This window comes from Alloyangia pacifica (assembly GCF_020524285.1).
Taxonomy (GTDB): Bacteria; Pseudomonadota; Alphaproteobacteria; order Rhodobacterales; family Rhodobacteraceae; genus Salipiger; species Salipiger pacificus_B.
Genome location: NZ_JAIVKX010000003.1, coordinates 218,977 through 233,458 on the forward strand (window position 1 = coordinate 218,977; position 14,482 = coordinate 233,458).

13 protein-coding genes are annotated in these 14,482 nt (G+C 68.0%); 9 read left to right on the forward strand and 4 right to left on the reverse strand.

The window, feature by feature from the left end; genetic code table 11:
* Nucleotides 1-58 precede the first annotated feature (58 nt).
* From LC039_RS05125 to LC039_RS05135, 3 genes are all read right to left on the reverse strand, one after another.
* Nucleotides 59-1,384, reverse strand: a complete 1,326-nt coding sequence (locus LC039_RS05125) for an MATE family efflux transporter (RefSeq protein WP_226621985.1) — start codon at nucleotides 1,382-1,384, stop codon at nucleotides 59-61.
* 79 nt (nucleotides 1,385-1,463) lie between these two features.
* Complete coding sequence (locus LC039_RS05130; RefSeq protein WP_226621986.1) at nucleotides 1,464-1,973, reverse strand: PaaI family thioesterase; 510 nt, start codon at nucleotides 1,971-1,973, stop codon at nucleotides 1,464-1,466.
* Nucleotides 1,970-2,434 (reverse strand): PaaI family thioesterase, encoded by a 465-nt coding sequence (locus tag LC039_RS05135; RefSeq protein ID WP_226621987.1) that lies wholly within the window; start codon nucleotides 2,432-2,434, stop codon nucleotides 1,970-1,972. Before LC039_RS05135 ends, LC039_RS05130 begins: the two co-directional genes overlap by 4 nt.
* A gap of 116 nt (nucleotides 2,435-2,550) precedes the next feature.
* Here LC039_RS05135 and LC039_RS05140 point away from each other — a divergent pair, with 116 nt between their 5' ends.
* The 8 genes from LC039_RS05140 to LC039_RS05175 all read left to right on the forward strand — a co-directional run bounded on the left by LC039_RS05140 (nucleotide 2,551) and on the right by LC039_RS05175 (nucleotide 10,586).
* The gene (locus LC039_RS05140) at nucleotides 2,551-2,922 is read left to right on the forward strand and encodes a MerR family transcriptional regulator (protein ID WP_226621988.1); all 372 of its coding nucleotides are present in this window, start codon (nucleotides 2,551-2,553) and stop codon (nucleotides 2,920-2,922) included.
* A gap of 260 nt (nucleotides 2,923-3,182) precedes the next feature.
* Nucleotides 3,183-3,578 (forward strand): MerR family transcriptional regulator, encoded by a 396-nt coding sequence (locus LC039_RS05145; RefSeq protein ID WP_226621989.1) that lies wholly within the window; start codon nucleotides 3,183-3,185, stop codon nucleotides 3,576-3,578.
* Nucleotides 3,579-3,650: 72 nt separating this feature from the next.
* Nucleotides 3,651-5,405: an acyl-CoA dehydrogenase gene (locus LC039_RS05150; protein ID WP_226622376.1), complete on the forward strand. Its 1,755-nt coding sequence runs from the start codon at nucleotides 3,651-3,653 to the stop codon at nucleotides 5,403-5,405.
* Between the two features lie 36 nt (nucleotides 5,406-5,441).
* The gene (locus tag LC039_RS05155) at nucleotides 5,442-5,654 is read left to right on the forward strand and encodes a hypothetical protein (protein ID WP_226621990.1); all 213 of its coding nucleotides are present in this window, start codon (nucleotides 5,442-5,444) and stop codon (nucleotides 5,652-5,654) included.
* A gap of 376 nt (nucleotides 5,655-6,030) precedes the next feature.
* The gene (locus tag LC039_RS05160) at nucleotides 6,031-6,669 is read left to right on the forward strand and encodes a glutathione S-transferase family protein (RefSeq protein ID WP_226621991.1); all 639 of its coding nucleotides are present in this window, start codon (nucleotides 6,031-6,033) and stop codon (nucleotides 6,667-6,669) included.
* Nucleotides 6,670-6,733: 64 nt separating this feature from the next.
* A complete protein-coding gene (locus LC039_RS05165; protein ID WP_226621992.1) occupies nucleotides 6,734-7,945 on the forward strand; it encodes an acetyl-CoA C-acetyltransferase in 1,212 nt (403 codons plus the stop codon).
* Nucleotides 7,945-8,424, forward strand: coding sequence for a cupin domain-containing protein (locus tag LC039_RS05170; protein ID WP_226621993.1), 480 nt, complete (start codon nucleotides 7,945-7,947; stop codon nucleotides 8,422-8,424). Before LC039_RS05165 ends, LC039_RS05170 begins: the two co-directional genes overlap by 1 nt.
* On the forward strand, nucleotides 8,421-10,586 hold the full coding sequence (locus LC039_RS05175) for a 3-hydroxyacyl-CoA dehydrogenase NAD-binding domain-containing protein (RefSeq protein ID WP_226621994.1): 2,166 nt from the start codon (nucleotides 8,421-8,423) through the stop codon (nucleotides 10,584-10,586). Before LC039_RS05170 ends, LC039_RS05175 begins: the two co-directional genes overlap by 4 nt.
* Before the next feature lie 162 nt (nucleotides 10,587-10,748).
* Here the strand turns inward: LC039_RS05175 and ccrA are convergent, their stop codons facing one another.
* The gene (ccrA, locus tag LC039_RS05180) at nucleotides 10,749-12,029 is read right to left on the reverse strand and encodes a crotonyl-CoA carboxylase/reductase (protein ID WP_226621995.1); all 1,281 of its coding nucleotides are present in this window, start codon (nucleotides 12,027-12,029) and stop codon (nucleotides 10,749-10,751) included.
* 326 nt (nucleotides 12,030-12,355) lie between these two features.
* Between ccrA and LC039_RS05185 the strand changes: the two genes are divergently transcribed.
* Nucleotides 12,356-14,332 (forward strand): protein meaA, encoded by a 1,977-nt coding sequence (locus LC039_RS05185; protein ID WP_226621996.1) that lies wholly within the window; start codon nucleotides 12,356-12,358, stop codon nucleotides 14,330-14,332.
* The last annotated feature ends 150 nt before the right edge of the window (nucleotides 14,333-14,482 follow it).

The following is a 14,482-nucleotide window of genomic DNA, read 5'->3' on the forward strand; positions in this document are numbered from 1 at the left end:
GAGAGGCGCGCAGCGCCTCGGGGGCAGAGCCCCCTCCGGAAGACGCCGGGCCTGCTCGTCAGCCGCCCTTCGCAACCCAGCGCTCCAGCGCCGGGTAGCGCAGCGCCAATGTCAGCCCGCGCGCCAGGAAGGATACCTGGAAGGCCAGCCAGAGCCCGTGGTTGCCCATGACCGGCAGCGCGAGCAAGAGCACCGCCGCGTAGATCGCCGCCGAGACCGCCATCATGTTGCGCATGTCCGACGAGCGCGTGGCGCCGATGAAGATGCCGTCGAGCATGAAGGGCAGCACCTGCAGCAGCGGCGAGACGACCATCCACGGCAGGAAGGCGATGGCGGCGGCGCGCACCGCCTCGTCTGCGGCGATGCCGCGGATCAGCATCGGTCCGACCAGCAGGAACAGCGCCGCCAGCAGCAACGCGACGACGCCGCACCAGAAGCCCGAGAGCCGGGCGCTGCGCCGCAGGTGCGCGACATTGCGCGCGCCCACCGCCTGCCCCACCAGCGCCTCGGCGGCGAAGGCGAAGCCGTCCATCGTATGCGCGGTGATCATCATGAACTGCATCAGCACCTGGTTCGCCGCGAGCGTCACGTCGCCGAAACGACCGCCGACCAGCATGAAGGAGACGACGATGGCCTGCAGCAGCAGCGAGCGGATCAGGATGTCGCCGTTGAGCGCGGCCATGCGGCGCAGCCGCGCCGGATCGAAGACCCGCGCGCGGTTGCGCCAGCCGGCCTCGGCAAAGCCGTGACGGCAGAGCCAGAGGCCAAGGCCGAGTCCGGACCACTCGGCGACGAAGGTGGCCAGCGCCACGCCCTCGACCCCCATGCCCACCCAGAGCACCAGCGCCAGGTCGAGCACCACGTTGACGAGATTCATGCCCAGCTGCAGCACCAGCACCGCCCGGGTGCGCTCCTGTGCGATCAGCCAGCCGGTCAGCCCGTAGATCGCCACCGCCGCCGGGGCCGACCAGATGCGGATCTGCATGTAGCTCTGTGCCATCTGCTCGACCGCCTCGGAGGCCGGGGAGAGGGCAAAGGCGACCTGGAAGATCAGCGCCTGCAGCACGATCAGCAGAACGCCCCCGGCGAGGCCGATGAGCAGCGCCCGCGCCAGCAGCGCCGAAACCTCGCAGCGGTCGGTCTCGCCCAGGGCCTGGGCGGTGAGCCCGGTGGTGCCCATGCGCAGGAAGCCGAAGATCCAGTAGATCGCCGAGAGCACCACCGCGCCGACGCCCACCGCGGCGATCGGCTCGGGCATGGGGATCTGGCCGACAACGGCGGTGTCCACCGCGCCGAGGATCGGCACCGTCGCATTCGACAGCAGGATCGGCAGCGCGATCTTCAGCACGCGGCCATGGGTGAGCGGGAGAATTCGGGAGGACATGGTCACACTGCAGGGGCTGGCGGGGCTTGAACGGGAAAGGCAGGGGCAGGCGCGGCGGGAACCGGACGGTCGGGCGCGCTCACCTGTCGTCCCACGGCATCAGGAAATGCCCCACGGCCTGCACGACGGGCTTGTCGCGGTTGTCCTGCCAGGCCTCGGCATGAACCGACGCATAGCGCCGCCCGGAGCGGGTGACCCTTGCGCGGGCGTAGGCGTCGCGCGGCAGGCCGGGGCGCAGGTAGTCGATGGCGAAATCGATGGTCTTGGGCAGGCGCGGCAGCCGGCCCTGTTCGAGCGAGGCCAGGTCGAGCCGGCCGGATTCGACCTCGTCCCAAAGGCTCATCCAGCTCAGGGTGATGATCGAGGTCACCTCGAGGAAGGCCGCGGTCACCCCGCCGTGCAGCGCCGGCAGGTCGGGGTTGCCGATCAGCTTCTCGTCGAAGTTGAGCACGCCGGTCAGCTCGTCGCCGCGGCGGTCGAAGGTGATGCCGAGGAAATTCACGTAGGGCACGCCCCCCGCGAGCGCGCGGAGCGCGGTGTCGCGGCGCTGCTTGACCACCTGCACGGGCTCGGGCTTGCGATGGCTCATGCCGCGCCCTCCGGCGCCTCGCCGCGCAGCTGCGGCACGGTGAAGGTGCCGGTGGCCATGGCGACCGGGCGCGCCGCGTCCTCGTCCAGCGCCACGGCGCGCACGAAGGCGACCGAGCGGGTGACATGGTGGCACTCGGCCCGGGCGGTGATCCCCTGCCCCGGCGTGGCGGCGCGCAGGTAGTCGATGCGCAGGCTGATGGTGGCGGTGTGCCCCGCGACCAGCGGATGCGCCATGACCGCGGCGCCGCCGCAGGTGTCCATCAGGGTCGAGACCGCGCCGCCGTGGATCACCCCGGTCTCGGGGTCGCCCACCAGCTGCGCGGCGAAGGGCATGTGGATCTCGGCGCGGCCGTCGCCGGTGCTGACGATCTCGAGCCCCAGCGCCCGCGCCTGCGGCAGGCGCAGGATCAACTCATTCGAAAGCGCGAGGTCGACCCCGGCGGTCGCATCCGTGGACATGCCGATATCCCTTTCTGTCTTGCGCCTTTATGCGGCGACAGATCGCGCACCGCAAGCCGGGCAGCCATTGCCCTTGCCGCGGTGCCGCATTAGTTTCCCGCACGTCAGGAGGTCCCATGAGCGAGACACGTCTCAGCTTCAAGGAAATGTGCGGACGGTTCGACGTCACCCCGCGCACCTTGCGCTATTACGAGTATATCGAGCTGCTCACCCCCGAGCGCGAGGGGCGCGCGCGCTGGTACGGCGCGCGCGAGGTGGCGCGGATGACGCTGATCCTGCGCGGGCGGAAGTTCGGCTTCCAGCTCGAGGAGATCCGGCAATGGCTGCAAATGTACGAGCGCGACGGCACCGAGGCGCAGATGCGGACCTGGGTCGAGATGGCCGACAAGCAGCTCGTGCAGCTCAACGATCAGCGCGCGCAGCTCGACTCGGCCATCGAGGAGCTCAAAGCGCTTCGGGACCTGACCGCGAAGGAGCTTGGCGAGTAGTCCGAATCACCACCCCTGCCGCGCTCGAAACGCTTTGGTTCCGTATCCGGCTGCATACATTCGAGGCCTGGAATGGCTGCACGGCTCTGCAACCAGAGAAAGAAAGTTCTAAGGGCCGTCGCGTGACGCTTAATGAAGTTACGTAATTCGCAAAATGACGTCGCGTACGAGTCTCAAAAGGATAGGGGGCAGTTGTAGGATTGTCATGAAAGGCGCAGTTCACCCGTCATCTTGACGCGAAGTGAGGTAGAAGACCTGACATGAGTGACGACCAGTTGATGACGATCCGTGAAATGTGTGACCTGTTTGAGGTGACGCCGCGGACTCTCCGTTTTTACGAGCAGAAGGAACTGCTCTTCCCCATCCGTGAGGGGCAGAAGCGCCTCTTCACCCGGCGCGACCGGGCCCGGCTGAAACTGATCCTGCGTGGAAAACGCTTTGGATTCAGCCTTGAAGAGATCCGCCAGCTGCTGGAGCTCTACGACAAGGGCGACCAGCAACGCACCCAGATCGCGCGCAGCTACGAGATCGGCCAGGAACGTCTTGCCGAGATGATCCGCCAGCGCGATGATCTGACCATGGCGATCGAGGAACTGAAAGAACAGCTTGCATGGGGCGAACAGATGCTCGGCGAGCTGGAGCGCAAGGCCGGCTGATCCGACAGCGGACCATCGCAGGCCTTGGCGGGCGGGAGAGGAGGCCCCATGCCAGGCGCAATGCAAAGTACACTGCCCGAGTATACCGCCCCGGTCGCGGATCTGCTGTTCGTCCTTTGCGACGTGCTGCGGATCGACCGGGGCGTTTTTGACTCTCTGGACCGCGACGCCTGCGCCGCGGTCCTCACCGAGGTGGCGCGGCTCGCCGAAGACCGGCTCGCGCCGCTCAACCGATCCGGCGACCTGCAGGGCTGCCGTCTCGAGAACGGCGTGGTCCGCACCCCCGAGGGCTTTGCCGAGGCCTTCGCCGAGGTCTGCGCCGGCGGCTGGTACGGGCTCGACTGCGCGCCCGACCATGGCGGCCAGGGCCTGCCCCACATGCTGCACAGCGCGGTGGGCGAGATCCTCTCGGGGGCCAACATGGCCTTCCACATCCATGCCGGGCTGACCCATGGCGCCTATAGCGCCATCGCCACCCACGGCAGCGCGGCGCAGCAGGCGCTCTACCTGCCGAAGCTGGCCAACTGCCGCTGGACCGGAACGATGAACCTGACCGAGCCGCAATGCGGCACCGACCTCGGGCTGATCCGCACCCGTGCCGAGGCGATCCCCGGCGCCGAGGGGCGCTACAGGCTCTTCGGCACAAAGATCTACATCTCCGCCGGGGATCACGATCTTGCCGAGAACATCGTGCACCTGGTGCTGGCGCGGCTGCCCGATGCCCCCGACGGCGTGAAGGGGCTGTCGCTCTTCATCGCGCCGAAATTCCTGCCCGCCGAGGACGGCAGCCCGGGCACGCGCAACGGCGTCAGCGCGGTGCGCCTCGAGTCGAAGATGGGCCTGCACGGCAATGCCACCTGCGAGATGCTCTACGACGGCGCCGAGGCAGAGCTTCTGGGCGCGCCGCATCAGGGGCTGGCCGCGATGTTCACCATGATGAACGAGGAGCGGATCAGCGTCGGCCTGCAGGGCTACGCCCAGGCCGACCGCGCGCTGCAGGGCGCGCTGGCCTTCGCCCGCGCGCGGCGGCAGGGCCGCGCGCTCGGCCCCGCCGCGGACCGGGAGGCGCCGGCCGACCCGATCCTGCTGCACCCGGACGTGCGCCGCATGCTGCTCGACCAGCAGGCCTTTACCGAGGGCGCCCGGGCGCTGACCCTCTGGGGGGCGGAGCTGGTGGATCTCGCGCGGGCGGGCGATGCAGCCGCCGCCGCGCGCCTCTCGCTGGTGACGCCGGTGATCAAGGGCTTTCTCACCGACAAGGGCGTGGAAAGCTGCCTCGTGGCGCAGCAGGTGCTGGGCGGCGCGGGCTATATCGAGGAGATGGGCCTGTCGCAGATCCTGCGCGATGCGCGGGTGACGACGATCTACGAGGGCACCAACGGCGTGCAGGCGCTCGACCTGGTGGCCCGCAAGCTCGGCGCCGGCGGCGGCGCGGCGATCATGGCGCTGCTTGCCGAGATCGCCGGATTCGCCGGCGAAAGCGCCCCCGAGGAGATCGAGGCGGAGTTCCTTGCTCCGCTGCGCGCCGCGCTGGCCGACCTGCAGACCGCGCTGCTGCGCCTGCAGGCCTTCGGCACCACCGACCCCGAGGCGGCGCTTTCCGGCGCCAGCGATGTGCTGCACCTCTTCGGCCACGTCTGTCTCGGCTACATGTGGGCCCGCATGGCCCGCGCCGCGGACGCCCTGCCCGCCCCAGCCCGCCGCGCCAAGCTGGCCGCAGGCCGCCACTACATGTCCCGCCACCTGCCCGCCACCGCGCTGCACCTCGCACGGATCGAAGCCGGTGCCGTGGCCGGCTTGCCACTGGACGCCGAGGCCGCGGAATGAAACCCTGACTTCGACCAGACCGGAAAGGACCCGCCCATGCCCAAGCGCTTTCGCCTCACCCGACGTTTCTCGGTCGCGATGACCGAGGACGGCTACCGCGGCCTGCGCAGCTTCTCGGCGGCGGCGGGGCTCGACGAGGGCGAGGCGCTGTCCTTCCTTTTCGAGAATTTCGACAGCGTGACAGACAGCGAGGTGCTGTCCCACCGGCTGCGGCTGTTCAACGCCGAGCTCGAGGCGCGCAAGCGGTGAGGCGGTGCGCCCCCTCCTCGCGCCGCGCAGGCGGCCTGCAAGGGACCGGGGGTTTCACACCCCCGGTCCCCCGTGGGATATTGGGGTCTAGACGAAGCAGTGGCACCGCACATCGGGTCCGGATCGAAAAGGACTGCACTCGGTCCACCCCGCCGCGATCGCCGCACACTGCATGCCGCGCGGCGGGGCTTCGCCCAGAGCGGTCATCGGCTTCCCAGCCTGTACCGCGCCGCCATCCTGCGCGCGTCCTGGTTAAGGTCCGCTTATCACGCCATCGCCGAGCCTCTTCGTCTAGATACAAATATCCCGCGGGGGTGCGGGGGCGCGAAGCCCCCGCCGCGGCCCGCGCCACAAAGATCAGGGAAAGTCCTCTCGCATGACCATCAAGCTCTACTGCTTCGGAGAATCCGGAAACGCCTACAAGGCCGCGCTGCCGCTGCAGCTCTCGGGGCTGGACTGGGCGCCGGTGAAGGTGGATTTCTTCAATGGCGCCACGCGCACGCCCGAGTACCGGGCCGAGGTCAACGAGATGGGCGAGGTGCCGGTGCTGGTCGATGGCGACATGTCCCTCACCCAGTCCGGGGTGATCCAGCACTACATCACCGAGAAGACCGGAAGGTTCGGCGGCGCCAGCCCCGAAGAGGCGCGCGAGGTGCTGCGCTGGCAGTTCTGGGACAACCACAAGCTCAGCAGCCAGGCCGGGATGACCCGTTTCCTGATGAATTTCCTGCCCGAGGAGAAGCGCCCGGCCGAGGTCATCGCCTTCACCCAGGGGCGGCTGAAGGCGGCTTACCAGGTGCTGGACGCTCACCTCGCGGGCCGCGACTGGATCGTCGGCGACGGCCCGACCCATGCGGATTTCTGCTGCTGCGGCTACCTGTTCTACCCCGAGCCCTTCGGCTTTGTCCGCGGCGACTGGCCGAACATCGACCGCTGGCTAGGTGGTATCGAGGCGCTGCCGGGCTGGAAGCACCCCTATGATCTGATGCCCGGCTCGCCCGCCGACCGGGCCTGAGCGGGCGCGCCGCCACCCCGGCCCGCCACCCGGCGCAGATCGCCCGACCATGGAAGGAGGAGCCATGACCGAGGCCTATATCTTTGACGCGATCCGCACCCCGCGCGGGCGGGGGCGGCCCGATGGTGCGCTGCACGAGGTCACCGCCCTGCGGCTCTCGGCGCTGCTGCTGGACGGGCTGCGGGACCGGAACGGCCTCGACGGGCCAGAGCTCGAGGACGTGATCTGGGGCAATGCCACGCAGGTCGGCGAACAGGGCGGCTGCCTCGCGCGCTCCGCGGTGCTGGCGTCGGGGCTCGACGCGAGCATCCCGGGCCTGTCGATCAACCGCTTCTGTGCCTCGGGGCTGGAGGCGGTGATGCTCGGCGCCGCGCAGGTGCAGGGCGGTTTGGGGCAGGCCTATATCGCCGGGGGCGTCGAGATGATGAGCCGGGTGCCCATGGGCTCGGACGGGGCGGCCATCGCGGTCGACCCGTCGCTCGCCATGGCGCGGCACTTCGTGCCACAGGGCATTGCGGCGGACCTCATCGCCACCAAGTACGGGATCAGCCGCGAGGCTGCCGATGCCTATGCGGTGGAGAGCCAGACGCGCGCCGCCCGGGCCTGGGAGGAGGACCGCTTTGCGCGCGCGATCCTGCCGGTCACGGATATCAACGGGCTGCCCATCCTCGCGCGCGACGAGGCGCTGCGGCCCGGCACCGACCTGCAGGCCCTCGCGGCGCTGAAACCCTCCTTCAGGGAGATCGGCACGCAGATGCCCGGCTTCGACGCGGTGGCGCTGATGCGCTATCCCGAGCTCGAGCGGATCGAGCACATCCACCACGCGGGCAACAGCTCGGCCATCGTCGACGGTGCCGCCGGCGTGCTGGTGGGCTCCGAGGGGTTCGGCGAGGCCATGGGGCTGAAGCCCCGCGCCCGCATCCGCGCCATGGCCCGCATCGGCAGCGAGCCGACGATCATGCTCACCGGCCCGATCCCGGTCACCGAGCGCGTGCTCCGGCAGGCGGGGATGGAGATCGGCGACATCGACCTTTTCGAGGTGAACGAGGCCTTCTCGGCGGTCGTGCTGCGCTTTCTGCAGGCCTTCGAGGCGGACCCGGCGAAGGTCAACATCAACGGCGGCGCCATTGCCATGGGCCATCCGCTCGGCGCCACCGGGGCGATGCTGCTCGGCACCTTGCTCGACGAGCTGGAACGCACGGGCAAATCCACCGGCCTCGTCACGCTCTGCGTCGCCTCGGGCATGGGCGTGGCCATGATCGTCGAGAGGGTGTGATGCCGAAGCTTGATCCCCAACCCGTCACCACCCACCGCGCCAGCCGCCACCGCGTGCTCGGCGACGGCCCCGGCCCCTACGGCTGCCGGCTGCTCTCAGACCCCGGCGGGCTGACACAGTTCGGCGCCTTCATCGAGGAGCTGCCGCCCGGCTCGGCCTCCGGCTGGCGGCACTGGCACGAGCGCGAGGACGAGATGGTCTACGTGCTGAGCGGCGCGCTGGTGCTGGTCGAGGACGACGAGGTGCCCATGGGCCCCGGCGACTGCGCCTGCTGGCCCGCCGGACAGGGCATCGGCCACCGGCTGGAGAACCGCTCGGAGGCCCCGGCCCGCTACCTGGTGATCGGCACGCGCAGCGGCGCCGACGTCATCCATTACAGCGACCACGATCTGGTGACCGAGACCCATGGCGCGGCGCGGGTCTACCGCCGCCGCGATGGCTCGGAACTCAGCCGGCACGACGGGGAGGAACAGACATGAGCGATTTCTCTGCCAGCACCGAGGGCGGCGTCTGCACCATCGCCTGGGACACGCCCGGCAAGTCGATGAACGTCATGAGCCTCGAGGCGCTCTCCGAGCTCGACGCGCTGGTCAGCGGCGCGCTGGAGGACAAGAGCGTCCGGGGCATTGTCATCACCTCCGCCAAGCCCGGCAGCTTCGCCGGGGGCATGGATCTGAACACGCTGGCGGCGATGCGCCAGGCCGCCGGGGACGATCCGGCGCAGGGCATCTTCGAGGGGATCATGGGGCTGCACGCGGTGCTGCGCCGGATCGAGCGCGCCGGAATGGACGCGGCGCATGAGGGCGGCAAACCCATCGCCTGCGCCCTGCCCGGCACCGCGCTCGGCATCGGCTACGAGCTGGCGCTGGCGTGCCACCGCATCTTTGCTGCGCCGAACCCCAGGGCCAAGATCGGCCTGCCGGAGATCAAGGTCGGTCTCTTTCCCGGTGCCGGCGGCACCACGCGACTGGTGCGCAGGCTCGGCGCCATGGGCGCGGCGCCCTACCTGCTGGAGGGGACCTTGCTGGCGCCCGAAAAGGCAAAGGCGGCGGGGCTTATCGACGAGATCGCCGAGGATCCGCTTGCCACCGCGCGCGACTGGGTGCTGCAGGCCGCGCCCGAGGACTTGGTGAAACCCTGGGACCGCAAGGGCTTCAAGCTGCCCGGCGGCGGGCCGTATCACCCGGCCGGCTTCATGACCTTCCTCGGCGCCTCGGCCATGGTCAACGGCAAGACCAAGGGGGTCTACCCGGCGGCGAAGGCGCTGGTCTCGGCGGTCTACGAGGGCGCGCAGGTGCCCTTCGACACGGCGCTCAGGATCGAGGCGCGCTGGTTCACCCATGTGATGCTCGACCCCAGCTCGAGCGCGATGATCCGCACGCTCTTCGTCGGCAAGGAGGCGCTGGAAAAGGGCGCGGGACGGCCCGAGGGGGTGCCGCCGCAGAGCGTGAGGAAGCTCGGCGTGCTGGGCGCCGGGATGATGGGCGCGGGCATCGCGCTGGTCTCGGCGCAGGCGGGGATCGAGGTGGTGCTGCTCGACCGCACGCAGGAGGCGGCGGACACGGGCCGCGCCCATGCCGAGGCCTATCTCGACGAGGGCATGAGTCGCGGCAAGACCAGCGCCGCGCAGAAGCAGGCGGTGCTCGAGCGGCTCACAGCCACCACCGAGTTCGACGCGCTCGCGGGCTGCGACATGATCATCGAGGCGGTCTTCGAGGACCCGGAGGTGAAGGCCGAGGTCACCCGCAAGGCGCTGCGCCATGTGCCCGAGAGCTGCATCTTCGCCACCAATACCTCGAGTCTGCCGGTCTCGAAACTGGCCGAAGCCTCGCTGATGCCGGAAAATTTCGTCGGGCTGCACTTCTTCTCGCCGGTCGAGAAGATGCTGCTGGTCGAGGTGATCAAGGGCGCCCGCAGCGGCCCGCGCGCGGTGGCAAAGGCGCTAGATTTCGCACGAACCATCCGCAAGACGCCGATCGTGGTCAATGACGCGCGCTTCTTCTACGCCAACCGCTGCATCATCCCCTATCTCAACGAGGGGCTGCGGCTGCTGCGCGAGGGCACGGCCCCGGCGCTGGTCGAGAACGCCGCCAAGCTGGTCGGCATGCCGCTGGGCCCGCTGCAACTGGTCGACGAGACCTCGATCGAGCTGGGCCTGAAGATCGCCCGGGCTAGCCGCGCCGCCATGGGCGACGCCTACCGGGATGCCGACGTGGACCAGGTGCTCGAGCGCATGGCCGAGCTCGGGCGGCTCGGGCGCAAGGCCGGTGCGGGTTTCTACGCCTACGAGGGCGGCAAAAGGCGCGGGCTCTGGGACGGGCTGGCGACGGAATGGCCCCAAGCCGCGGAGCAGCCGGACCTGCTTGAGGTGCAGCACCGCCTGCTCTTCGTGCAGGCGCTGGAGGCGGTGCGGGCACTGGAGCGCCACGTGCTGCCGGGCGTGCGCGAGGGCGACGTGGGGGCGGTGCTGGGCTGGGGCTTCGCGCCCTGGTCGGGCGGCCCGTTCTCGTGGCTCGACATGCTGGGCGCGCCCTATGCCGCCGAGCGCGCGGCAGACCTTGCCGAGCGGTACGGCCGCCGCTTCGCCTGCCCCGAGACGCTGACCGAGATCGCGCGCACCGGCCGGAGCTTCTACGGCTGATCAGGCTGCGCGCCCGGCGGATCCGTCCCGCCGTGCGTATTTTGAAAGAGAAGAAGCGCGGGACGCCCTGCCCTTCTTCTAGGTCCAAATATCCCGGGGGTGAGGCGCGCAGCGCCGAGGGGGCAGCGCCCCCTCTCCTTACCCGGTGCCTTTCCGGCGGGATCAGCCCGCCAGCGCCTCTTCGAAGGTGCGCAGCCCGGTGCGCGGCGCCTGCACCAGCACCGCCATGTTGCCCGGCTTGTGCTCGTTGCGCAGCATCTTCAGGTGCGCCGCCGGGATCTCCTCCCAAGTGAAGACCTCGGACATGCAGGGATCCAGCCGCCGTTCGATCATCAGCTTGTTGGCCGCCGACGCCTGCTTGAGATGGGCGAAGTGCGAGCCCTGCAGGCGCTTCTGGTGCATCCACATGTAGCGCACGTCGAAGGTGCAGTTGAAGCCTGAGGTGCCGGCACAGATCACCACCATGCCGCCCTTCTTGCAGACCAGCGCCGAGACCGGGAAGGTCGCCTCGCCGGGATGCTCGAAGACCATGTCGACGCTGACGCCCTTGCCGGTGATTTCCCAGATCGCCTTGCCGAACTTGCGCGCCTCCTTGAGCCACTCGTTGTACTCGGGCGTGTTCACCTTGGGCAGCTGGCCCCAGCACTTGAAGTCGCGCCGGTTGATCACCCCCTTGGCGCCCATCGACATGACGAACTCGCGCTTGTCCTCGTCCGAGATCACCCCGATGGCATTGGCGCCCGCAGTGTTGATCAGCTGGATCGCATAGGAGCCGAGGCCGCCCGAGGCGCCCCAAACCAGCACGTTCTGGCCGGGCTTGAGCTCATGCGGGTGGTGGCCGAAGAGCATCCGGTAGGCGGTGGCCAGCGTCAGCGTGTAGCAGGCGCTCTCTTCCCAGGTCAGGTGCTTGGGCCGCGGCATAAGCTGCTGCGCCTGCACGCGGGTGAACTGGGCGAAGCTGCCATCGGGGGTTTCGTAGCCCCAGATGCGCTGGCTGGGCGAGAACATCGGGTCGCCGCCGTTGCACTCCTCGTCGTCGCCGTCGTCCTGGTTGCAGTGGATGACCACCTCGTCGCCGACCTTCCAGCGGGTGACCTTGTCGCCGACCTTCCAGACGATGCCCGAGGCATCCGAGCCGGCGATGTGGTAGGGTGCGCCATGGCCGTCAAAGGGGCTGATCGGCACGCCGAGCCCGGCCCAGACGCCGTTGTAGTTGACCCCGGCCGCCATGACGAGAACCAGCACCTCGGAACTGTCGATCTCCCAGGTGTCGACCACCTCCTTCTGGAAGGACTGGTCGGGCTCGCCGTGACGCTCGCGGCGGATCGCCCAGGCGTACATCTGCTTCGGCACATGGCCGAGGGGCGGCATCTCGCCGACCTCGTAGAGGTCCTTCACCGGTGCGTCGTAGGGCGCGATCTCGGTCTTGCTGTCCAGCGCCATCATGGCCTCCTTCCTCACTCCTGCGTGGCCCGCGCCGCAGTGCAGAATCGCGGGGCTCCTCCACATCGGGATACATTTCAGTGCGCAACATTGCAACTCAAATGGATCACTTCGAGAAATTTTATAACCTCGCGAATGCAGAAACTTCGCGCACTCTTGCCGCGAAACGCATGTATACTGGGCTTTGGAAGATCCTGCGCCTGCTGCACTGCAGACCTAGGCTTCCGCCGCGATGCGGCGAATTGACGAGACATTTTATTTCCAATATCCACACCACATCGCAAGATGATTTCCCGCGAGAGTCTCGCGGCCCGAGGGAGGATGACATGAGAGACAGCACCAGCCCGCGCCAGCCCGACCGTCCCTGGCTGATCCGCACCTATGCCGGACATTCCACGGCCAGCGCCTCGAACGCGCTCTACCGGGCCAATCTCGCAAAGGGGCAGACCGGGCTTTCGGTGGCCTTCGACCTGCCGACCCAGACCGGATACGACAGCGACCACGTGCTGGCGCGCGGCGAGGTCGGCAAGGTCGGCGTGCCGGTCTGCCACCTCGGCGACATGCGCGCGCTCTTCGACCAGATCCCGCTCGAGCAGATGAACACCTCGATGACGATCAACGCCACCGCCCCCTGGCTCTTGGCGCTCTATATCGCGGTGGCCGAGGAACAGGGCGCGGATGTCTCGAAGCTGCAGGGCACGGTGCAAAACGACCTGATCAAGGAATACCTCAGCCGCGGCACCTATATCTGCCCGCCCAAACCCTCTCTGAAGATGATCGGGGACGTGGCCGAGTATTGCTACACCCATGTGCCCAAGTGGAACCCGATGAACGTCTGCTCCTATCACCTGCAGGAGGCCGGCGCGACACCGGAACAGGAACTGGCCTTTGCCCTTGCTACCGCCTGCGCGGTGCTGGACGAGCTGAAACCCCGTGTCGCCGCCGAGGATTTTCCCGCACTTTGCGGACGCATCAGCTTTTTCGTCAACGCCGGCATCCGTTTCGTCACCGAGATGTGCAAGATGCGCGCCTTTGTCGATCTCTGGGATGAAATCCTGCTGGAGCGCTATGGCGTCACCGACCCGAAATACCGCCGCTTCCGCTATGGCGTGCAGGTCAACAGCCTCGGGCTCACCGAGCAGCAGCCAGAGAACAATGTCTACCGCATTCTCATCGAAATGCTTGCGGTCACTCTGTCCAAGAAGGCCCGCGCCCGCGCCGTGCAATTGCCCGCCTGGAACGAGGCGCTCGGCCTGCCCCGCCCCTGGGACCAGCAATGGTCGATGCGGATGCAGCAGATCCTGGCCTATGAGACCGACCTTCTGGAATTCGACGATCTCTTCGATGGCAACCCCGCGGTGGACCGCAAGGTCGAAACCCTGAAAGAGGGCGCGCGGGCGGAATTGGCCAATATCGCCTCCATGGACGGGGCGATTGGCGCCATCGACTATATGAAAGCCCGGCTCGTGGACGCCAATGCCGAGAGGCTCGGGCGGATCGAGCGCGCGGAAACCACCGTGGTCGGGGTCAATCGCTGGACGGAAGCGGAGCCCTCGCCGCTGGTCGGCGAGGATGGCGGGATCATGGTGGTCGATCCCGCGGTCGAAGCCGAACAGATCGGCCGTCTCGAGGGTTGGCGCACGGCGCGGGATGCAGCCGCCGTATCCGCCGCCCTGGCCGAGTTGCGGCGCGCGGCAACCGCGGGCGAAAATGTCATGCCCGCATCCATCGCCTGTGCAAAGGCCGGGGTGACCACGGGCGAATGGGCCGGTGAAATGCGGGACGTGCATGGCGAATACCGCGGCCCCACCGGCGTGGCAAAGGCGGTCTCGAACCGCACGGAGGGGCTCGACGAGTTGCGCGAGGCCGTGGATGCGGTGAGCGACCGGCTCGGCGCGCGGCTGCGGTTCCTCGTCGGCAAGCCAGGTCTCGATGGCCATTCGAACGGCGCTGAGCAGATCGCCTTCCGGGCGCGCGACTGCGGCATGGAGATAGATTACGAAGGAATTCGGTCAACTCCAGAACAGATAGTTGAACAGGCCCGCAATGGCGCGCATGTAATTGGGCTGTCAATTCTGTCGGGAAGTCACGTTCCCTTGATTCAAGATATAATGCAGCGGCTGCAATCCGAGGGGCTGATACATATCCCGGTTGTGGTCGGAGGCATCATCCCAGACGAAGACGCCAAGCAGCTGAAGGCACAGGGGGTCGCCCGCGTCTACACACCGAAGAACTTCGAACTGAACAAGATCATGAAAGATATCATTGTTCTGGTCGATCCGGAGTGCGTTGCCGCGCAATAGAGGTGCATTTTCGCGCAATAGCTTAACGCGCCGTGCACAGTGAGCAAAAACATCAGGCTGCCGACCCCAAATGTCGGCAGTCAACCGCCTCTCTATGCGAAAAGTCAAATTGACACAAAGCCAAGTCTTGCGAAATAGCTCCGAATAGCC